This window comes from Allokutzneria albata (genome assembly GCF_900103775.1).
GTDB classification, from domain to species: Bacteria; Actinomycetota; Actinomycetes; order Mycobacteriales; family Pseudonocardiaceae; genus Allokutzneria; species Allokutzneria albata.
The window spans coordinates 2995191-3014672 of record NZ_LT629701.1; the positions used below are offsets into that span (position 1 = coordinate 2995191).

Consider the following 19482-nt stretch of genomic DNA (forward strand, 5'->3'; position numbering starts at 1 on the left):
CTAAGCTCGGCGCATGGCGGACGAACCGAAGATCGCGTCGGCGTGGACCCGCCCGCGGCGGCAGCGGGAGACCCTGAGCCGGGAGCAGATCGTGGCCGAGGCGGTGAGGCTCCTGGACGCCGAAGGCGTCGAGGCGTTGAGCATGCGCACCCTCGGCGCGCGCATGGGCACCGCCGCCACCTCGCTCTACCGGCACGTGACCAACCGGGACGAGCTGATCGAGCTGGTGGTGGACGAGGTCTACGGGGAGATCGAGGTGCCCGGGGCCGACGGGGACTGGCGCGCAGCCGTGACCGCGTGCGCGCACAGCGTGCGGGCGATGATCCTCCGGCACCCGTGGATCGCGTCGCTGCTCGGCCAGGTCGGCCTGTCCTACTTGGGTCCCAACGTGATGCGGCTCAACGACCGCATGCTCGCCCTGTTCGAGGACGCGGGCGGGTTCGGTCCCGTCGAGGCCGACAAGGCGATCAGCTCGGTGATGGCCTTCGTGATCGGCATGGGCGTCAGCGAGGCCGCGTGGCTGACCTCGCTCGCACGCAGCGGGCAGGACGAGAAAGAGTGGATCGCCGAGCTCGCCCCCGCCGTCGTCGAGGCCGCCCAGTCCTATCCGCACCTCCGCGAGCACGCGACGGCCAACCGCGGCGTCGACATGCGCCAGACCCGCGACGAGCACTTCGCCTACGGCATCTCCGTCGTCCTCGACGGCCTGGAAGCCCGCCGCTGACCAGCGGTTACCGAGCGAACCCGTGCTCGCGGTGAACCGCGGTTGAACACCGTTCGAGTACTGACGTGGTCAACTCCGATGTTCGTCACCTCGGCGGGCAGGAGTCCCCGAAAGGAGATCTTCCATGTCACGGCGGATTCGAACGGCAACGCTCACGGCAGCTGCACTCGCCGCGTCACTCTCTTCCCTCCTGGGTGGGGTCTCGGCTCAGGCGGCACCGGCCGCCGAGGCCGAGGCACAGCAGCGAATCGTCACCATCCACACCTTCGCCGGCAAGTGTCTGGACGTCGAGGGCGCCAGCCGGGCCGACCTCGTGCCGATCATCCAGTACCGCTGCCACGGCGGTGCCAACCAGAAGTTCCGGATCGTCGGCCACGAGATCCGCACGTTCGCCGGCAAGTGTCTGGACGTCGAGGGCGCCAGCCGGGCCGACCGCGCACGGATCATCCAGTACCGCTGCCACGGCGGTGCCAACCAGAAGTTCCGGATCGTCAGGAACGAGATCCACACGTTCGCCCGCAAGTGCTTCGACGTCGAAGGCGCCAGCCGGGGCGACCTCGTGCCGATCATCCAGTACCGCTGCCACGGCGGCGCCAACCAGAAGTTCCGGATCCGCTGACGCACGCCACACGGCAGAGAACGTCGTGATCGATTCGAGCGCGATCTCGGCGAAGGTGCCGCTGCCGCGTTCTTGAGCGGACAATCGGCATGACAGTGCCCGCCCTGTGGCGGGCACTGTCATGCTGCACCCGGCAAGAGCCACACGGTCCACGAAGCCGCGCTCGGCAACGCCGTCGGCGCGGTCATCGGCGGCGGTGGCTACTGGTTTCCGTTCTCAGCGCCGGGATAGCCGGCCGCAGCTGTCCGAAGCCACGGAACGGCGTATTCACCGAGATCGTGGAACAGGTCCGCCACAACGTGTTCCACGTCTCGCCTCGGACGGAGGTGCCACCACTTGTCTTCGCCGGAGGGCGTGAGTGCGCCGATGCGGGCCTGCGCGACTTCGCGCCCGTAGTACACAGCAGCCGTGGGGCGCTCGCCGAGGAACGGTTCCGCAGCACGCATCGACTCCCACTGCTCCCTGCCGACGCAGAGCAGGTTGATGGTGAACCGCACTTCGTCCTTGTCGCTGTAGACCGAGCGCTGGAAGCCCAGCAGTGCCCAGTGCGATTCGGACGGCAACGCGAACTTGCCTGCGGAGCCCCGGAAACCGGCCTCGCGTAGCCAAGGCGCGAACCTGGTCCTCATCAGCTCTTTGTAGACGTCCTGAGCGGTCATGTCGTGGCGATGGGGACCACGACCGTGCCGGTGGCGCGCGTGACGACGAGCGGCGGATCGAGAACGTCGGCGGAGGACGGCCCACGGTCGGGAGCGGCTCGGCACACCACGCGAGCCTCGAAAGCCACGGTGCGCGACCGGTTCCCGATGCGGGTGAGCGTCGCGGCCACCTCGATCACGTCGCCCGCGCGCACGGGCGCCAGGAACTCCACGTTGGCGTAACCGGCGAACAGGCCCTCGTCACCGTCGGTCCGGATGCACAGCTCGGTGGCCACATCGCCGAACAGCCCGAGGCTGTAGGCACCGTCGACCAGGTTCCCTCCGTAGTGCGCGTGCGCGTACGGCACGTACCCGCGGTGGGTCACGGTGAAGCCTTCGACGAGCGACATCAAGCCACCTTTTCCTTGTGGGACAACGCGTGTACGAGGAAACTGGCGACCTCGCCCGGGGTGGTGCCCCGCCCGAAGACGCGGTCGACGCCGAGTTCTGCGGCCTGCAGCGGGTCGAAGCGCGGGCCGCCCGCGACGAGCAGCGGACGCCGTTCGCCCATCGCCTCGCGGAAGGCGGCGGCCATCTCCTTGGTGTTCAACAGGTGTGCGTCGCGCTGCGTCACGACCTGGGACACCAGCACCGCGTCGGCCTTCTCCGAACGGGCGCGCTTGACCAGGTCCGGCACGGCGACCTGGGCGCCGAGGTTCACCACGCGCAGCTCGCGGTAGTACTCCAGGCCCTTCTGCCCGGCGAAGCCCTTGATGTTCAGGATCGCGTCGATGCCCACGGTGTGCGCGTCGGTGCCGATGCACGCGCCGACCACGACCATCTTGCGCCGCAACGACTTCTTCACGGACGTGTTGATCTCGGTCGCGGTGAGCAGCGGGTACTCGCGCTCGACCACCTTGACCTCGTCGAGGTCGATCAGGTGCTTCACCGAACCGTAGACGACCACGAAGGTGAAGTCCGGGCCGATCGCGTGCGAGTGCACCACCATCGCCGGTTCGATCCCCATCTTGGCGGCGAGCTGCGCGGCGGCGCCCTCCGCCTTGGGGCCGTGCGGCACCGGCACGGTCAGCGACATCTGCACCATGCCGTCGCCGGTGGTGTCGCCGTAGGGCCGTACGTAACGAGAAGTCACTTGGTGGCTCCCGTCTCCAGCATCTCGATGGCGGGGTTGAAGTACTCCTCCGCCTTGACCACAACACCGTCCGCGCCCTTGCCGCCCTCGGGCGGGCGCTTCATCAGACCGAACGTGCCCTCGGAGATGGCCTTCAGCAGACCGTCGCGGCCGATGCGCTCCAGCAGCCCGACCGCCTCGTCCAGCACCTGGTGCGCGCGCTTGACGATGAAACCGTCCGGCGCGGGGCGGAAGTCCTCCGCGAGGTTGCCCGCCGCGTTGAGCACGTAGCGCACGTTGGCGATGGCGAGATCGCGGTCGGACAGGAACGGGGTCACCACGGCCTCGGTCATCATGCCGACGAGCAGGATGCTCTGTCCGGTCAGGACACCCGCCAGGTTGAAGAAGCCGTCCAGCAGGTGACCGCGGAACACGTCACCGGTCATGTGCTTGGTCGGCGGCATCCACTTCAGCGGCGCGTCCGGGAAGACCTCGCGGGCCAGCAGCGCGTGCGCCAGCTCCATCCGGAACGAGTCGGGCAGATCGGGGTTGATCTCGAACGCGTGCCCGAGCCCGAGCAGTTCGTCCGGCAGCCCGGCCTCGTGCGCGAACCGCTCGTTGAGCAGCTGCGAGACCGTCACGGTGTGCGCGGCGTCCACGGCGTCGTCGGTGGTGAGGTAGTTGTCCTCACCGGTGTTGATGATGATGCCCGCCCGCGCGTGCACCTGGCGCGAGAACCGTTGGTCCACGAAGGTTCTGATCGGGTTGATATCGCGGAACAGGATGCCGTACATGCAGTCGTTGAGCATCATGTCCAGCCGTTCGAGGCCGCCGAGCACGGCGATCTCCGGCATGCACAGCCCGGAGGCGTAGTTGGTCAGCCGGATGTAGCGGCCGACCTCCTTGCTCACCTCGTCCAGCGCGGCCCGCATGATCCGGAAGTTCTCCTGCGTGGCGTAGGTGCCCGCGAACCCGTGGTGCGTGGCGCCCTCCGGCACGTAGTCCAGAAGGGACTGCCCGGTGGAGCGGATCACCGCGATGATGTCCGCCCCGGCGCGCGCGGCGTTGCACGCCTGCACGACGTCCTCGTCGATGTCGCCGGTCGCGACGATCAGGTAGATCCACGGTCGCTGCGGCGGGTCGCCGATCTTCTCCACCAGCTTCGCCCGCTGCGCCCTGCTGCGGTCGACCTGCCGGATTCCCTTGCCCACGGCCGATCTCGCGGTCTTCGCGGCCCGGTCGCGGTCCTTGCCATCGGGCTGTGTGAACCGGACCTGCCCGGCGGCGGTCGCCTCGGCGAGCTCGGTCAGCGTGCCGAGGTCGTGCTCGCGCAGCGCGTGGAAGACCGGCAGCAGGGCGCCCTGTTCCAGGCCGCAGTGGTCACGAACGGTGTCGACGACCCGGTTCACCCACGGCACGTCGCCCGCCCGGTGGGTGGTGTCCGCTCCGGTGATCCCGGCCAGCCGCAGCGTCGCGCGCTCGACCGCGACGGTGGTGTGCGCCTTGGCGAGTTCGATCACCGGAGCGGCCGCTGCCGCCGCCAGCTCCCTCGCCTTCGCGACAGTCCCCTGGTCCAGTCCCAACAACGCCCTTGTCATTGGCTTGAGCCTCCGTCATAGATCGTCCGTCCACTCCGGACAGTGCGGATACAGCGCGGCAACGGTGCGTCGGCGTCGAGCCGCGGCAGCCCGGGAACTCCGGAGCGCGGGTCGGTGGACCACCGCTGCACGCGGTTGTCCGGCGCGGCGACGACGAGTTCACCGGCCTCCCACACCGCGTAGGTGGCCGGAGCGCCTGGCTTGATCGTCCCGGTGACGCCGTCGTTGACACCGCACGCGCGCCACCCGCCACGGGTGTGCGCGGTGAACGCGGCGCGCGGCGACACACCGAGCCCTTCGGTGCGGTGGTGCACAGCGGCGCGCACGGTGGCCCACGGCGCGACCGGTGTCACCGGCACGTCGGAGCCGAACGCGAGAACGATCCCGGCCGCGGCGAGCTGGGAGAACGGGTTGAGCTGAGCGCCGCGCGGCAGCCCGAGCCGCTGCGCGTACATGCCCTCCGCACCGCCCCACTCCGCGTCGAACAACGGCTGCATCGACGCCGTGACACCCCAGGACGCGAGCCGTGCCGCCTGCTCGGTGTCCACCATCTCCAAGTGCTCCAAGCGGTGCCGCGCGGCCGAAAGCGCATGCGCGCCAACGACTTTTTCCGCCAGCTCGAAGCCTTCGACGACCTCGGCGACCGCCGCGTCACCGATGACGTGGAACCCGCCTTGCAGGCCGGCGCGCGTGCACCCGATCAGGTGCTCGGCGATGTCGTCGGCCCGGAGGTACAACGCGCCGGAGGTGCCGGAGCTGTCGGAGTACGGAGCGCACAACGCCGCTGTGCGCGAGCCGATCGCCCCGTCCACGAACAGGTCACCGGCGAGCCCGCGGACGCCGAGTTCCTTGGCCGTCTCGTAAGCGTTCAGCTCGCCCCAGTACCCGATGACCTCGGGCACATCGTCCACTGCGGACAGCTCCAGCAGTTCGGCCAAGTCCTCCGCGCTGGAGATGTCCGGCCCGGCGCACTCGTGCACGCTCGCGATCCCGTTCGCCGCCGCGAGCCGCAGGAACGCCGTCTGCGCCGAGCGTCGCTGACTCGGTGTGAGGGTCTGCTGCGCGGCGCGGCGCACGTGGTGGTGCGCCTCCTGGGTCAGCGGTCCGTCACCGGACCAGCCGACCGCGTCGCGCGTCGCGGGTGCCTTCTCGATCAACGCGGTCGTGGCCAGGGCGGAGTGCACGTCGATCCGCGAGAGGTAGACCGCCGCTCCCCCGGCCGCCGCGTCCAGCTCCGCTCGGGTCGGTGGGCGCCGCTCCGGCCATTTCGTCTCGTCCCAGCCCTGGCCCCAGACCAGGACGCCCGGGTTGGCCGTGGTGAACCGGCGCACGGCGTCCAGGCACTCGGTGAGCGAGGCGCAGCCCGCCAGGTCCAGCCCGTCGATCCGCAGTCCGGCCGAGGTCGCGTGCACGTGCGCGTCGACGAACGCCGGGGTGACGAACGCGCCGGCGAGGTCGATCTGCTCGGCGTCGCGGTAGAGCGCCTTGCCCACCGCGTCCTGGCCGACCCAGACGATCGTGTCGCCCTCGACGGCCATGGCGGTCGCGTCCGAATTAGACACAGCGGCCGAGCTGTGGATGCGGCCGCCGTGCAACAGGGTCGGAGTTCTGCGCGTCATGATCCGGAAGTCTGCCGTTCGCGTGCCTCGAACACCGTGCGCACCCCGGGTACGGCGCGCCACAGCTCCAGCGCGTACGCGGCGTGACCAGGGACGTAGCCGTTGCCGACCAGCATCTCGACGTCGGCGGCCAGTCCTTCGGCGCCGAGCGCGGCCGCGGAGAACGAGGTCGCCATGGAGAAGAAGATGACGGTGCCCCCGTCCTTCGTCGCCAGCACCGCGCCGTGCTCGCAGCCGGGCACGTCCACGCAGACCACGGTCACGTCCACGGCCTCGCCGACGGCGTTCAGCACCGCGATCGGGTCCCGCGCGTCCGCGACCACGACCTCGTCAGCCAGGCCGGACGCGCGCACGACCTCCGCCTCGTCCTCGAACGGCACGAGCGCGACCAGCCGCTTCGCCCCGGCCCGCCGCGCGGCGGCCAGCGACAACGAGCCCGACTTCCCGCCGCCGCCGAGGACCAGCACGGACGGGTCGGTGCGGCGGCTGACCACGCGATCGGTCAGCGCGGGCGCCCCGCACACGTCGAAGACGGACAGCGCGAGCAGGTCGGGCACGTCGTCGGGCAGCACGGCGGCGATCGAGCGGCCGAAGAGCACGGCGGTGCCCTTGCACGGCACCTGCTCCCCCTGACCGTCCCAGTCCGAAAGGTGGTCGTCGATGCGCAGCGGGGTGAGCGTCAGCGACACCAGCGTGGCCACCCGATCGCCGGGCTCGAGGCCGAGCGGGGACTCCGGCCCGACCTCGCGCACGGTGCCCAGCAGCATGCCGCCGGAGCCGGTCACCGGGTTCTGCATCTTGCCGCGCTCCGCGACGATGTCCAGCACGGCTTTGCGCAGCTCAGGCCCTGTTCCGTGGGCCTCGCGCAGTTGCCGGTAGGAGGCCGCGTCCAGGTTCAGCCGCTCGACGTCGATCACGACCTCGTCCGGGCCCGGTGTGGGGTCGGCGTCCAGGCGCCACGCCTGCTGCGGGAGCACCCCCGCGGGTTCGACCACCCGGTGCAACCCGAACGGCGAGGTCTCGCTCAGCGTTTGACTCCGGGAACCGGCCTCGGTCACGCTTACCTCCGAAAGATTTACGCCATCGCTGCGTTCTGGCAGCATATCTTTACGTCGTCTTGAGGGCGAGGAGTAGTTATGACTGCGGTTCACGACGGTGTCTCTGCCAGCACGACGGTGTCGGAGGCCATCGAGCACAGCGCGCGCCAGCCGTACGAGTACGTGCGGCAGGAGCTGCGCGAACCTGACTGGCGTCGGTTCCCGGGGTGGGGCCAGGTCAGCGAGGCGCAGTGGCGGGACGCGCAGTGGCAGCGGGTGTCGTGCGTGAAGAACGTGCGCCAGCTCCGCGCGGTGATGGGCGACCTACTGACCGAGCGCTTCTACGACGACCTGGCCGCCGACCAGGCGCGGCTGGCGACGATGTCCATGCTGGTCCCACCCCAGATGATCAACACGATGGTGCCCGAGAACACCGGATCACCGGAGGAGTTCACCGCGGCCTTCTACGCCGACCCGATCCGCCGCTACATGATCCCGGTGGCCTCCGACCGCGACCAGGCCTGGCCCTCCCACCCGCACTCCGCCCGCGACTCCCTGCACGAGGCGGAGATGTGGGTGGTGGAAGGACTGACCCACCGCTACCCGACCAAGGTACTGGCGGAGCTGCTGTCGACCTGCCCGCAGTACTGCGGGCACTGCACCCGCATGGACCTGGTCGGCAACTCCACCCCCCAGGTCGACAAACACAAACTGGCACTGAAACCCGTCGACCGCCAAGACCAGATGATCGACTACCTCAAGCGCACCCCCGGCGTGCGGGACGTGGTCGTCTCCGGCGGCGACGTCGCCAACGTCCCCTGGCGCCAACTCGAATCATTCCTGATGCGGCTGCTGGACATCGACACCGTCCGCGACATCCGCCTGGCCACCAAAGCCCTCGCCGGCCTACCCCAGCACTGGATCCAACCCACCGTCATCGAAGGCATGGAACGCGTCGCCCGCACCGCCCGACGCCGCGGCGTGAACCTGGCCATCCACACCCACGTCAACCACGTCCAGTCCGTCACCCCGCTCGTGGCCGAGGCCGCCCGAGCCATGCTGGAAGTCGGCGTCCGCGACGTCCGCAACCAAGGCGTGCTCATGCGCGGAGTCAACGCCGACCCGAAAGCACTACTGGACCTGTGCTTCGCCCTCCAAGGAGAAGCCAGCATCCTGCCCTACTACTTCTACATGTGCGACATGATCCCCAACGCCGAACACTGGCGCGTCGCCGTCTGGGAAGCCCAAGAACTCCAACACGCCATCATGGGCTACCTCCCCGGCTACGCCACCCCCCGCATCGTCTGCGACGTCCCCTACGTCGGCAAACGCTGGGTACACCAACTCGCCGAATACGACCGCGAACTGGGCATCTCCTACTGGACCAAGAACTACCGCACCGGCATCGAACTGAGCGACACCGAGGCCTTGGACCGCCGTTACCCGTACTACGACCCGATCACCACGCTCCCGGACACGGGCCAGAAGTGGTGGGAGGACAACAAGGACGCATGATCCACGCCGAAGGCCGGGCGGCCCGTTCCGCCCGGCCTTTCCACGATTGCCAAACATCAGACATCTGTCTTGTGGTCCGCGCCGGCATGGCCCAGTCCGTCGGCCACCTCATCGCCGCAGCCCGCACGCATCACCTATCCGCCCGGCCAACGCCCGCAAGTGCGCCACCAACTCCACCGGCTCATGCACCTCGAACCGAAACCCGAACAGTCCAATGTAGACGGCCAGCTCATCCAACGAGTGAGAACCCGTTCGCACCAAGCATGTGTGCGGGTCGACGGCCTCGATGACGCCAACAGTGGGCGGGATGCGTTCGGCGGCCTCCTCCGGGCTGGCGTGCACGGTGATGCGAGCCTGGTAGCGGTACGGCGCGGTGGACACGCCGTGCGAAAGGCGCTCGGCGACGTCGGGGGCCTCACGCGGTGTGAAGCGGGGTCCGGTGGGAATCCGGGGCCGCATGCGGTCGACGCGGTAGGTGCGCCAGTCCCCGCGGTCGGTGTCCCAGCCGAGGAGGTACCACCGCCGCCCGGTGTGCGCGAGGCGGTAGGGCTCGATGTCGCGAGTGGAGTCGGTGCCGTCGTGGCTGCGGTAGTCGAAGCGGAGCCGGTGGTGGTCCCGGCACGCGGCGGCGATGGCGGTGAGGACGTCGGGGTCGACGACCGGACCGGACGCGGGGACTGTGACGGTCGCGGAGTGCAGCGCGGATATGCGGTGGCGAAGCCGGGAAGGAAGGACTTGTTCGAGCTTGGCGAGCGCGCGCAGCGAACTGTCCTCGATGCCTGCCACGGTGCCGCTCGCGGCGGTGCGCAGGCCGATCGCGACCGCGATGGCCTCGTCGTCGTCGAGCAGCAGCGGCGGGAGCTTGGCGCCCGCGCCGAGCCGGTAGCCGGCTGCGCCGGGCGTGGCGTGCACGGGATAGCCGAGGTCGCGCAGCTTCTGGATGTCCCGACGCACGGTGCGCACGTCGATGTCGAGCTGCCGCGCGAGGTCGGCACCCGTCCAGTCGCGCGGGGTCTGCAGCAGGGAGAGCAGACGGAGCAGGCGGGCTGACGTCTCCAACATGCGGCGAAGTCTGCCAGGAAGCTAGGGCGGAACCTGTCCTAACTCGTTCCTAGCCTGGTCCTATGAGCGAAGAGATCAAGCCGTTCCGCGTGGACATCCCGCAGCAGCAGCTCGACGACCTGCGCGAGCGCCTGGAGCGCACCCGCTGGCCCGCGGTCCTGCCGGGCGACGACTGGGACACCGGCGTGCCGACCGCCTGGCTGAAGGAGCTGGCCGACTACTGGCGCACTGGCTACGACTGGCGCCTCGCCGAGGCAGAGCTGAACAAGCACCCGCAGTTCACCACCACGATCGACGGGCAGCGCGTGCACTTCCTGCACGTCCGCTCCGCCAAGCCGGACGCGTTGCCGCTCGTGCTCACCCACGGCTGGCCGGGGTCGGTCGTGGAGTTCCTGGACGTGATCGAACCGCTCAGCGCGGACTTCCACCTGGTCATCCCGTCCCTGCCCGGTTTCGGTTTCTCCGGGCCGGTATCCGACTCCGGCTGGACAGTCGAGCGCATCGCCAGGGCGTGGGCGGAGCTGATGCGCAGGCTGGGCTACGAGCGGTTCGGCGTGCAGGGCGGGGACATCGGCGCCGCGGTGAGCCCGGAGGTCGGCCGCGTCGCGCCGGACCGCGTCGTCGGCGTGCACGTCAACGGCGGCCCCGGCCCCATGCCCCCGCTGCCCCTGTCCGAGGAGGAGCTGGCCGGGCTCACCGACCTCGAACGGGACCGGGTCGCCCGGATCGAGGCGTTCATGCGGGAGGAGTTCGGCTACATCGCGATCCAGTCCACCCGCCCGCAGACGCTCGGCTACGGACTGGTCGACTCCCCGGTCGGCCAGCTCGCGTGGATCATGGACAAGTTCCGCGAGTGGACGCACCCGCGCACGACCTCGCCGGAGCTCGTCATCGACCGGGATCGGTTGCTGACCAACGTGATGATCTACTGGTTGACCGGGACGGCGGGGTCGGCCGCCTACGTCGGTTACGCGCAGGACGCGGGCTGGGGCGCCGTCGCGGCGAACTCCGGCGTCCCCACCGGGGTGATCGCCTTCGCACACGACATCGGCATCCGCCGCTATGCCGAGACGGCGAACACGATCACGCGTTGGGTCGACGTGGACCGCGGCGGCCACTTCGCCGCGCTCGAAGAACCCGAGCTGTTGGTGGCCGACGTCCGCGAGTTCTTCCGCGAAATCGTGTCAGACCCGCTGTAGGCCGAGCCGGGCGCCGAGCCCGACCAGCAGGCAGCCGGAGACGCCGTCCATCCAACGGCGCACCACCGGCCGGGTCAGAACGTGACGCGCGGCGACGACGGCCCAGCCGTAGAGCACCAGCCAGCAGAACGTGATCGCGCAGAAGATCGCGCCCAGCAGCAGCATGGTCGGCAGCCCACTGTGCTCGCCGAACTGCGGGAGCAGGCTGATGAAGAACACGGCCATCTTCGGGTTGGCCAGGTTGCTCAGCAGCCCCTGCCGGAACGCTCGTCCGGCGGGGGCTGCGGCGACGTGTTCCAGCCGCTCGCCGCGGCAGGCCGACCACAGCGACCGCACTCCGAGCAGCACCAGGTACGCGGCACCGACCAGCTTGATCGCCACGAACAGCGACTCCGAGGCCCTGATCACGCCAGCGACACCTGTAGCCGCGGCCACCGCCCACACCGCCTGCCCCGCGGCCACCCCGGCGGCCGTCAGCACACCACCGCGACGGCCGCCCACCAGCGCGTTGCGCACGGTCAGCACGGTGTCCTGGCCAGGAGTGGCGATCACCGCGAACGACACCCCGAGGAACACGACGAACTCCGCGACATTCATCAGCCCATCCTGCCCGCGCACCACCGCTTGAGCGTTTCGCCCCGTTCCGACTGGAAGATCAACGCGAAGTCTCCGGTGTCACTTCACCGGAACGCTTGAGCCATGGAGGTCATCGGCATCTTCTCCAGGAACAGCGAGCGGGGCCGGGGCGAACTGGCCACCGCGATCGGAAACGCCTGTGCGACTTCGGGATTGTTCGTCATCGTGGGACACGGTTGCCCGCGGCGGAGAAGGACTGCGTCGCGCACCGGCCGGGGACATCCGGGTTCCGCAGGTCCGGCGACGTGACGCGCCACGGATCGGCGCGCTGACCGTTCTTCACCAGGTGAACATCGGGGATCAGGTGACGGCGGGCTGCGAGATGACGTGGTTGAGGAAGAACTGCGCCGAGTGCGGCCCTCGCACGTCCAGTTCCGCAGGATCCAGGACTGCTCGAACTGCCGGTGAGGTGTCGATGACCCGGCCTCCGCCGTCGAAGACCGGCCCCGGCGGGATCGGCGGAGCGCACCGGCTCACCATCGGATGGTCTCCGAGTGCTGTGGGTGGACCTCCCCCGCCGAGGTGGAGGACGCCACGCCGCCGGTTCCGCGGCGCGGGCGGAACGGCGAGCACTCCGGTTCCCTCTGCCCGGGTGCCCGCGTCGAAGGCCGTCGGCAGGAGGAACAGCGCGCGGCCGGTCGCGGCGTCCACCGGGCTCGCCTCCGGAAAGCCCTGGGAGCAGCAGGCGTACCGCAGCAGCCTTCCCTTCTCGGCGACGCACCAGCCGGAGTAGCCCTCGTCCCACATCGTGTAGTGGCGCGCGGCACGAACCTGCGGCTCAGCTCGGCGCACGCCCGCCCGATGTCCTCCCAATCCGCGTCGCTGGTCCGTTTGGCCGACAGCACGAGCGTCCACCCGTCGAGCACCGGGCTGACGAAGACCTGGTGCGGCGTCCGGCGCCCCGAGGCGAACAGGGAGAACCCCGCGTTCGCGGGCACCGCCACTGGATCGCCGAGCCCGAACGCGACCAGCACCTCGGCGGTGTTCGCGGTGGGGAGCGCGAACCAGCTCGCTCCAGCCGATCTCGGCCAGCGTGACCAGTGCGTGCCGCCGCACCTTCGGCGGGAGCCGGGACCGCCGGACTGCGCGCGGGAACTCGGTATCCGTGCGGGTGAGGACCGGCATGTCATCGGGCACCATGGCCGCGATCGCGCTGATCAGCTCACTGTCCACAGAGGACCTGGGCGAGTCGGGCATGGCGGGACCGTACCGGCGTTGCCCCGAACGCGCGCGCGACGTCGTCAGCGCTTCGCCTTCTGGGTAAACAGGTTCAGCTCAGTGGACCTGTCGCCAGGGCTCCGCCCGGCCATACCATGGGCTGCTCTTGACCGGAGGGACCTCGCGCCATGGCGAGTTTTCTGGATCGGGTGCTCGCGCTGGCGGTGGCGCTCACCGTCGCCCTCTCCCCGGTGACCGCGGCGGCCGATCCGGAACAGCGCTACGCCAACCCGGTGTCCGCCCCGGCCGCCGACACCTTCGCCGACCCTGCGGTGATCCGGGGCAAGGACGGCTTATGGTACGCGTTCGGGACCGGTGACCCGCTGCGGCGGGGCGAGCACGACCACCGCCTGCTGCCGATCATGCGCTCGGCCGACCTGACGCGCTGGGAGTACGTCACCGACGTGTTCACCCAGGCATCCCGGCCTCGTTGGGCGGCGCACGGCGCGGGCCTCTGGGCGCCGGACATCCGCTACGTCGACGGCCGGTACCTGTTGTACTTCACGGTCACCGACACCGTGCTGAACGAGGGCGGTGACGCCGCGGTCGGTGGGGCGACGGCACCCTCGCCCTCGGGTCCGTGGACCGCGCTCGACGCTCCCGTGGTGCCACCCGTTCCCGGAGACCAAGGTCGGTTCTGGTCGATCCTCGACCCCGCGATGCTGACTGACACAGACGGCAAGCGTTGGCTGTACTACGGCTCCTACTACGGAGGGCTTTTCGTCGTTCCGCTCTCCGAGGACGGAACGCGGATGATCGGAGCCGCAACACGGATCGCGATCGGTGACCGATACGAGGGTGCTTACGCAGTAAGGAAAAACGGCTGGTACTACTTGTTCGCCTCGTCCGCCAACTGTTGCGTGGGGCCCGCTACCGGCTACAGCGTGTTCGCCGGTCGGTCCCGGTTCCCGACTGGGCCGTTCGTGGATCGCGACGGCGTTTCGCTGCTCGGCTCGCGCACGGGCGGCACGCCGGTGGTGCAGCAGAACGGCAACCGGTGGATCGGTACTGGGCACAACTCGGTTGTCACCGATGCGGCGGGCCAGGACTGGTTGGTGTACCACGGTATCGACCGCTCCGATCCGTACTTGAACGAACCACACGGCGTGAACATGCGACCGATGTTGCTCGACCGGCTCGACTGGATCGACGGCTGGCCGACCGTGCGTGCGGGCGCAGGCGCGTCGACCGGGCGCCAGCGCGCTCCGGTGACGTCCGGCGTCGTCGACGATCGCTTCGATCGCACCGCGATCGGCCCTGGCTGGCAGCCTTCTTTGCCAGGTTGGAAAGTGGAGTCCGGGCTGCTACGGCATGTGTCTCCGGGGCAAAACAAGCTTTGGTCGCTTGAGTCGTTGCCCACCAACGCCTTCATCGAACTGGACGTGCGAGTTGGCGGGGTTGCCGGAGTGTCCGTAGGTGGCACTACCGTTCTGGTCGACCGGCAATCCGCGGCGCTGGTGACGGATGTGCCGGGGCGCGGCGCGCGGCGAACTCCCCTTCCCGCGAGTTTTCGTCACGAAGCTTGGCATTCGCTCACCATCAGAGTGCGGGATGGGGCGCTGACCGCGTCGGTGACCGATGCCCGGCTCGGTGATCCTGTTTCCGAACAGTCGCGCGATCTGCCGCACCACATGGAGGATTCCTTCGCCCTCATCGCACGAGGTGCGGCCGAGCTGGACAACGTCTCCGTCGCACGCTTGGCCCAGCCTGTGTGGCGTCCCGAGCCCACGCCGCGCCCGGGCCGCCTCGACCGCACGGCTTCGGACGAGTTCGACGGCGCACTTGGGGACGGGTGGACGTGGGTTCGCGCCGATCCGTCCGCGACCGTGCGCGGAGGTTCGCTGCACTGGCCTGCTCAGGCCGCGGATGTGGTTGGCAACAACAACAATGCTGGCGTTCTCCTCCGCGATCCACCGCGCGGCGACTACGTCGTGGAGACCCGGCTCGACCTCGACCTCGACGAAGGGACCGTGCGCAACTTCCAGCAAGCTGGCCTGATCGCCTATGCCAATGACGACGATTTCGCGCGGTTGAGCCATGTTGCGATCTGGAACACTCGGCAGGTGGAGTTCGGCCGGGAGCTTCCGCATGCCGGGCGGCTCGTCTACGGGCAGGTGACGCTGACCGCTCCGGCGACTACGACCTGGTTGCGGCTTGCGCACAGCGTGGATCCGATGAGCGGGGAGCATCGGTTTCGGGGTGGGGTCAGCGTCGATGGCGTGCACTGGAATTGGGGCGGGACTTGGGTGTTCCCGGCGGGGGTCGCGCCGCGGGTTGGTCTAGTGGCGCATGGTGGGGATGTGCCGGTGGTTGCTGCTGCGTTTGCGTACTTCCGGGTTTATCGGGGTTCTTAGTCGGACTTCCAGCTGGGGTACGGCTGGACTTCCAGCTTGCGCCGGTACCAGCGTGGGATCGGCCTGCGGTTGGGTGCCGCCTGGCTTTCCCTGCGCGGCAACGGATTAGACACTGTCAGGCTCGCCGCTATAATCGAGGTATCCCCTTCCTGAAAGAGTTGGAACGGATCGGGAACTTGGTGATGGCGGTGAAGATCGATGCCGCTCGGCAGGCCGAGGAACGAGGGCTGGACACCCGGCACGGATGCAAGGATCTGTCGATTCTGTTGCGGTCCACGCTGAACCTCAACCAGGCGGACGCGAAACGCCGCACCCGGCGCGTGCATGAGCTGCCGTCGTTGCCGCACACCCAGGATGCCGTGTACAGCGGCACCATGAGTGGTGAGCATGCGGTGGTGATCTCGGATGCGGTCAAACGGCTCCCGGACGAATACCGGGCGCGGGCGGATCGGGCGTTGGCGGAGGTCTGCGCGGTTGACCTCGCGGGAGCTGATGCAGGTCGGCAAACGCATCCGGGCTCATGTCGCCCCCGACGGCGTCTACCGCGACGAACAAGAAGGCATCGCGACGCGGGCGTGGCGGATGGCCAACGACCAGGACGGGTGCCTGCACATCAACGCGGTCATCGACCCGCTCAACGGGGCGAAGATCAAGGCGTTCCTGCTGGCGTTGTCCAAGCCGAAGACGGTGGACGGGGAGAAGGATCCCCGCACGTCCGAGCAGCGTCTCGCGGATGCGTTCATCGAGGCGATGACCACGGCGATGTCGGCAAAGGATCTCCGCATCAACGGTGGCATGCGGACGCAGTTGATCGTCACGATGGACTTCGATGTCCTGGCCGCGAAGGCCGGGTGTGGTCAGACCCAGAACGGTGACCCGATCAGCGCCAGGTTGATGCGGCAGGCCGCGTGCGATGCCGGGATCATCCCCGTCGTGCTCGGCGGCGACAGCGAACTCCTCGACTATGAGAGGGAACGACGGCTGGCCTCCCCCGCCCAACGCCGGGCCCTGGCCATATGGGACAAGGGGTGTGCGTTCCCGGGCTGTGATCGGCCACCGGCGTGGACGGAAGCCCACCATGGATGGCACTGGATCGACGGCGGGCCGACCGATCTCACGAACCTCGTGCTGCTGTGCGTGCACCACCATCACGTGATCCACGAAGGAGACTGGGAGATCGTCTTCGAGCACGGGATACCGAGCTTCATCCCACCACGACGGGCAGACCCGGACCAGACACCGGTACGGAACATCCGAGTGGATCTTCAACTCGAGCTAGAGGAGGACAACAGGTTCAGCTGACCTCGATGCGGTAGATCGCGGGCATCGGCATCGCGCGACTGAACTCCCAGTCCACAGTGGACATGCCGAAGCCGACGAGCGCCCTGGCGACGAACGTGCCGTGGCTGCCGACGACGACGGTTCCCCCGTCGCTCTCCCCGGCGAGCGCGGTGAGTGCGGCGACGGCGCGGTCGGTGAGCTGCCGCAGGCTCTCACCACCGGGACGAGCGGCGGCCGGGTCGGCCCAGCTCTCGGCGTAGTAGCGGGCGTAGTCGGGGGTCGGTTCCAGGCCGGAATCCCACTCCCGCAGCTCCCACCTGGTCCGAACGGGCAGGCCGACCGCGCGTGCGAGAGGTTCGACGGTCTGCACGGCGCGCAGGTACGGGCTGGACACGATGAGCGTGGGGCGCGCCGACACCAGTTCGGCGACCAGGTTCTCGGCCTGGGCGAGGCCGGTCTCGGTCAGTGGGCGGTGGAACTCGTCGGGTCCACCGGGTCGTGGGACCACCGACTCGGCGTGGCGGACCAGGATGAGATGACCCGGCATGCCCGCATTGTGCCGCACGAACAGCCCTGCTGGTCCTGCACCAGTGGATCCGGCACGTCGGTTCCGCGGGCACCGATCCGCTCCGCGGTGTCGACGAGATCGAGGCGGCGCTGGCCCGCGGGGCCGTGCAGGTGTTCCCGCCGCCGAAGCCAAGCGGAGCTGAGCGGCGCGCTGGAGGACGAGCCGGCGGCGCATCAGCTGGTCTGGGACGGCGACGTGACCGCTACGCCCCGGCGGACCTGCCGGGCCGACCCGGTCCGCGCGCACACCGGCCCCGAGGGGACCATCGTGCGGGTGTTGTTCGCCCCCTGTGGCTGAGGAGGTTTACCGTTGCCGTGCGGTGGGCAACACCGCGGCGTGGACTACGAGTAGGAGACGGCCTCGTGGACTGGTTCGTCGACCGGCACGACCGGACAGTGCCCTCGGCACTGCGCCGGGAGATCCGCGACTACCTGGCCAGGCACTCGCACTCCACGGCGGAGGAGCTGGCCGACGCCGAGCTGATCGCGATGGAGCTGACCGCGAACGCGCTCGACCACGGCAGCGGCCCGGTGTGGGTCACCCTGGAATGGACCCAGGCCCAGCCGACGCTGACCGTGCGCGACCTGGGGCCCGCCTTCGCGCTGCCCGCGCACGCCCCGGACTCCGCTCAGCCGCGCGGCCGGGGGCTCTGGCTGGTCTCCCAGCTCTCGCCGGAGCTGGCGGTGGCCGCCCGCCGGGTCGGCAAGGTCGTCCGGTCGACGCTGCCGGTCTCCCGGCCGGTCGACATCGCGATCGAGCCGCCGCGCGGGCACACGGTGAACCCGCTGCCGCACCTCGACGAGGCGGCGGCCTCCGGCGGGTTCAGCCGGGAGAGCTTCCTGCGGGCGCTGGTCGTCCAGCTCGCCAACACCATCGAGCAGCAGCAGGGGCCCAGCGCGGCCCAGCGCGCGATCGCGCAGGTCGGCGCGGACATCGGTGGCCAGATGGAGAAGGAGTACCGGATCGCCACCGGGAACGCCGAGGCGAAGCCGCTGACCCCGGAGCAGGTCGCGGAGTGCCTGGTCCGCCTGAAGACGGCCATCGGCGGCACGTTCCGGGTCGTCGAGGTGAGCCAGGACCGGATCGTGCTGGTCAACAGCCGCTGCCCGTTCGGGCCCGCGGTGCAGCGCTCGCCTTCGCTGTGCCGCCTGACCTCCGCGGTGTTCGGCGGCATCGCGGCCCGCAGCGCCGGACAGGCCGCGGTCACCCTCGAAGAGCGCATCGCCCTCGGTGACCCCGGGTGCCGAGTGGTGCTGCACCTCGGTGCGGCCTCGGAGTCGCCGCCGAACGCGCACCAGTACGCCGCGGGCTCCTGAGCGTCAGTACCGCCACCGGATGGCGTCTCCGCACTCGGTGAAGCCGCTCTTGCCCGCGGCCGTGTCGAGCGCGCCCTTCGCCTCGTCGGCTTCCTTCTCCGCCTTGGCGAACATCACCATGAAGTACATGTCGCTGCCGCGAGGCCGCGTCTTGTTGTCCCAGCCCTTCCACGCCGTCGCGTTCTCCTGGAGGGCGTTGATCATCTTTTCCCACGCGGCGCGGAAATCGGCGTCCGCACCGGCGACCTCGAAGGTCCTGCCCGCGGCCTGGGCGACTTCGATCTGCTTGCCGAGCGCGGGCACGGTCACCCCGGCGTGGGTCCGGTCGGCGAACTCGGGCACGGCGTTCACCACGTCCTTGACGTCCGAGCAGGCACCGTTGACCTTGTCCTGCACGGAGGCGCATCCGCCCAGCAGGAGGGCGGACGCGAGCACCACGACCATGCTGCGCACCATTCCCGCAACCTAATCCCGCGGTTCGGGACCGGTCCCGCCGAGCGCTCAGGTCGAGCCGACCGCCGCACCGACCGTGGGGTGCAGGTCGAGCACCGTGTCCAGCCCCGTGGTCCGGAGCAGGCGGGAGACGAACCCGCAGGACCCGGCCACACGGAAGACCGCTCCGACCTCGTGCGCCTCGCGGTTGGCGACGGCGATCGCCGACAGCCCCGAGGAGTCGATGTAGGAGACCTGGGACAGGTCCAGCACCACCTTGGCGGAGTCGGAGCGCAGGGCCGTGGACAGCTCGTCGTAGAGCTCGTCCTGGCGCGAGACGTCGACCTCTCCGGCCAGCGACAGCACCTGCCACCCGTTGACGGTGCTCCACCGCACGTCGAGCAGCTCGCCGTCGTCCGAGGACACAGCACCCACCTCCCACGGTCACAGACCTTCCGGTGACGCGACGCTAACAGCACGCACCCGGTCCGCCCAGACCGAGGAGATGATCTTCGGCACCCGCCGGGGCGTCGT

At 69.5% G+C, this 19482-nt stretch carries 19 protein-coding genes and 1 pseudogene; 8 read left to right on the forward strand and 12 right to left on the reverse strand.

The genetic code is table 11. The features are described from left to right. Window positions 1-13: 13 nt before the first annotated feature. Together BLT28_RS13440 and BLT28_RS13445 are read left to right on the forward strand one after the other, a co-directional pair. Complete coding sequence (locus BLT28_RS13440; RefSeq protein ID WP_030431834.1) at window positions 14-724, forward strand: TetR/AcrR family transcriptional regulator; 711 nt, start codon at window positions 14-16, stop codon at window positions 722-724. 124 nt (window positions 725-848) lie between these two features. Continuing rightward, a complete protein-coding gene (locus tag BLT28_RS13445) occupies window positions 849-1343 on the forward strand; it encodes an RICIN domain-containing protein (protein ID WP_052407787.1) in 495 nt (164 codons plus the stop codon). A 200-nt stretch (window positions 1344-1543) separates the two neighbouring features. Here BLT28_RS13445 and BLT28_RS13450 read toward each other — a convergent pair whose 3' ends face one another. Genes BLT28_RS13450 through kdd form a run of 6 tightly spaced genes read right to left on the reverse strand, consistent with a single transcriptional unit; the run spans window position 1544 to window position 7388 of the window. Further along, window positions 1544-2002: a DUF4304 domain-containing protein gene (locus BLT28_RS13450; protein ID WP_030431836.1), complete on the reverse strand. Its 459-nt coding sequence runs from the start codon at window positions 2000-2002 to the stop codon at window positions 1544-1546. After that, a complete protein-coding gene (gene kal, locus BLT28_RS13455; protein WP_030431837.1) occupies window positions 1999-2391 on the reverse strand; it encodes a 3-aminobutyryl-CoA ammonia lyase in 393 nt (130 codons plus the stop codon). Before kal ends, BLT28_RS13450 begins: the two co-directional genes overlap by 4 nt. Continuing rightward, window positions 2391-3134: a lysine 5,6-aminomutase subunit beta gene (gene kamE / locus BLT28_RS13460; protein ID WP_030431838.1), complete on the reverse strand. Its 744-nt coding sequence runs from the start codon at window positions 3132-3134 to the stop codon at window positions 2391-2393. Before kamE ends, kal begins: the two co-directional genes overlap by 1 nt. After that, entirely contained in the window at window positions 3131-4711 is a 1581-nt protein-coding gene (gene kamD / locus BLT28_RS13465; RefSeq protein WP_030431839.1) for a lysine 5,6-aminomutase subunit alpha, read from the reverse strand. Before kamD ends, kamE begins: the two co-directional genes overlap by 4 nt. After that, entirely contained in the window at window positions 4708-6330 is a 1623-nt protein-coding gene (locus BLT28_RS13470) for an amidohydrolase (RefSeq protein ID WP_030431840.1), read from the reverse strand. Before BLT28_RS13470 ends, kamD begins: the two co-directional genes overlap by 4 nt. Next, window positions 6327-7388, reverse strand: a complete 1062-nt coding sequence (gene kdd, locus BLT28_RS13475) for an L-erythro-3,5-diaminohexanoate dehydrogenase (protein WP_231950778.1) — start codon at window positions 7386-7388, stop codon at window positions 6327-6329. The genes BLT28_RS13470 and kdd overlap by 4 nt, the downstream gene beginning before the upstream one ends. 78 nt (window positions 7389-7466) lie before the next feature. Here kdd and BLT28_RS13480 point away from each other — a divergent pair, with 78 nt between their 5' ends. Beyond that, a complete protein-coding gene (locus BLT28_RS13480) occupies window positions 7467-8882 on the forward strand; it encodes a KamA family radical SAM protein (protein WP_083383737.1) in 1416 nt (471 codons plus the stop codon). 108 nt (window positions 8883-8990) lie between these two features. Here BLT28_RS13480 and BLT28_RS13485 read toward each other — a convergent pair whose 3' ends face one another. After that, window positions 8991-9944: a helix-turn-helix transcriptional regulator gene (locus tag BLT28_RS13485; RefSeq protein WP_030433906.1), complete on the reverse strand. Its 954-nt coding sequence runs from the start codon at window positions 9942-9944 to the stop codon at window positions 8991-8993. A 62-nt stretch (window positions 9945-10006) separates the two neighbouring features. Between BLT28_RS13485 and BLT28_RS13490 the strand changes: the two genes are divergently transcribed. Beyond that, a complete protein-coding gene (locus BLT28_RS13490; RefSeq protein WP_030433907.1) occupies window positions 10007-11143 on the forward strand; it encodes an epoxide hydrolase family protein in 1137 nt (378 codons plus the stop codon). On the opposite strand, the gene BLT28_RS13495 is transcribed toward BLT28_RS13490, so the two are convergent. Together BLT28_RS13495 and BLT28_RS41900 are read right to left on the reverse strand one after the other, a co-directional pair. After that, entirely contained in the window at window positions 11129-11740 is a 612-nt protein-coding gene (locus BLT28_RS13495; RefSeq protein WP_030433908.1) for a LysE family translocator, read from the reverse strand. The two genes, BLT28_RS13490 and BLT28_RS13495, sit on opposite strands and share 15 nt — an antisense overlap. 339 nt (window positions 11741-12079) lie before the next feature. Further along, on the reverse strand, window positions 12080-12571 hold the full coding sequence (locus BLT28_RS41900; protein WP_156051928.1) for a hypothetical protein: 492 nt from the start codon (window positions 12569-12571) through the stop codon (window positions 12080-12082). 331 nt (window positions 12572-12902) lie between these two features. On the opposite strand from BLT28_RS41900, the gene BLT28_RS41905 reads away from it, so the two are divergent. The 3 genes and pseudogenes from BLT28_RS41905 (at window position 12903) to BLT28_RS41910 (ending at window position 16653) form a co-directional block, all read left to right on the forward strand. Further along, on the forward strand, window positions 12903-13043 hold the full coding sequence (locus BLT28_RS41905) for a hypothetical protein (protein ID WP_156051930.1): 141 nt from the start codon (window positions 12903-12905) through the stop codon (window positions 13041-13043). A gap of 82 nt (window positions 13044-13125) precedes the next feature. Continuing rightward, window positions 13126-15351: a family 43 glycosylhydrolase gene (locus tag BLT28_RS13505; protein WP_030433910.1), complete on the forward strand. Its 2226-nt coding sequence runs from the start codon at window positions 13126-13128 to the stop codon at window positions 15349-15351. Between the two features lie 182 nt (window positions 15352-15533). Further along, window positions 15534-16653, forward strand: a pseudogene (locus tag BLT28_RS41910) (DUF222 domain-containing protein). On the opposite strand, the gene BLT28_RS13520 reads toward BLT28_RS41910, so the two are convergent. Further along, a complete protein-coding gene (locus BLT28_RS13520) occupies window positions 16646-17179 on the reverse strand; it encodes a histidine phosphatase family protein (RefSeq protein ID WP_030433912.1) in 534 nt (177 codons plus the stop codon). The pseudogene BLT28_RS41910 and the gene BLT28_RS13520 sit on opposite strands and share 8 nt — an antisense overlap. Window positions 17180-17562: 383 nt before the next feature. Here BLT28_RS13520 and BLT28_RS13525 point away from each other — a divergent pair, with 383 nt between their 5' ends. Continuing rightward, window positions 17563-18516: a methanogen output domain 1-containing protein gene (locus BLT28_RS13525; RefSeq protein ID WP_052408302.1), complete on the forward strand. Its 954-nt coding sequence runs from the start codon at window positions 17563-17565 to the stop codon at window positions 18514-18516. Window positions 18517-18519: 3 nt separating this feature from the next. Here BLT28_RS13525 and BLT28_RS13530 read toward each other — a convergent pair whose 3' ends face one another. Then, window positions 18520-18972 (reverse strand): hypothetical protein, encoded by a 453-nt coding sequence (locus BLT28_RS13530; RefSeq protein ID WP_030433914.1) that lies wholly within the window; start codon window positions 18970-18972, stop codon window positions 18520-18522. A 45-nt stretch (window positions 18973-19017) separates the two neighbouring features. Further along, window positions 19018-19374, reverse strand: a complete 357-nt coding sequence (locus BLT28_RS13535; RefSeq protein WP_052408303.1) for an STAS domain-containing protein — start codon at window positions 19372-19374, stop codon at window positions 19018-19020. Window positions 19375-19482: the final 108 nt, after the last annotated feature.

Bases quoted from the DNA above. Each gene is read 5' to 3' on its own strand.
- kamD (WP_030431839.1), bottom strand. From the start codon at position 4,711: ATGACAAGGGCGTTGTTGGGACTGGACCAGGGGACTGTCGCGAAGGCG.
- BLT28_RS13490 (WP_030433907.1), top strand. From the start codon at position 10,007: ATGAGCGAAGAGATCAAGCCGTTCCGCGTGGACATCCCGCAGCAGCAG.
- BLT28_RS13480 (WP_083383737.1), top strand. From the start codon at position 7,467: ATGACTGCGGTTCACGACGGTGTCTCTGCCAGCACGACGGTGTCGGAG.
- kal (WP_030431837.1), bottom strand. From the start codon at position 2,391: ATGTCGCTCGTCGAAGGCTTCACCGTGACCCACCGCGGGTACGTGCCG.
- BLT28_RS13470 (WP_030431840.1), bottom strand. From the start codon at position 6,330: ATGACGCGCAGAACTCCGACCCTGTTGCACGGCGGCCGCATCCACAGC.
- BLT28_RS13440 (WP_030431834.1), top strand. From the start codon at position 14: ATGGCGGACGAACCGAAGATCGCGTCGGCGTGGACCCGCCCGCGGCGG.
- BLT28_RS13445 (WP_052407787.1), top strand. From the start codon at position 849: ATGTCACGGCGGATTCGAACGGCAACGCTCACGGCAGCTGCACTCGCC.
- BLT28_RS13530 (WP_030433914.1), bottom strand. From the start codon at position 18,972: ATGGTGCGCAGCATGGTCGTGGTGCTCGCGTCCGCCCTCCTGCTGGGC.
- BLT28_RS13520 (WP_030433912.1), bottom strand. From the start codon at position 17,179: ATGCCGGGTCATCTCATCCTGGTCCGCCACGCCGAGTCGGTGGTCCCA.
- BLT28_RS13495 (WP_030433908.1), bottom strand. From the start codon at position 11,740: ATGAATGTCGCGGAGTTCGTCGTGTTCCTCGGGGTGTCGTTCGCGGTG.
- BLT28_RS13450 (WP_030431836.1), bottom strand. From the start codon at position 2,002: ATGACCGCTCAGGACGTCTACAAAGAGCTGATGAGGACCAGGTTCGCG.
- BLT28_RS13485 (WP_030433906.1), bottom strand. From the start codon at position 9,944: ATGTTGGAGACGTCAGCCCGCCTGCTCCGTCTGCTCTCCCTGCTGCAG.
- BLT28_RS41905 (WP_156051930.1), top strand. From the start codon at position 12,903: ATGTCATCGGGCACCATGGCCGCGATCGCGCTGATCAGCTCACTGTCC.
- BLT28_RS13505 (WP_030433910.1), top strand. From the start codon at position 13,126: ATGGCGAGTTTTCTGGATCGGGTGCTCGCGCTGGCGGTGGCGCTCACC.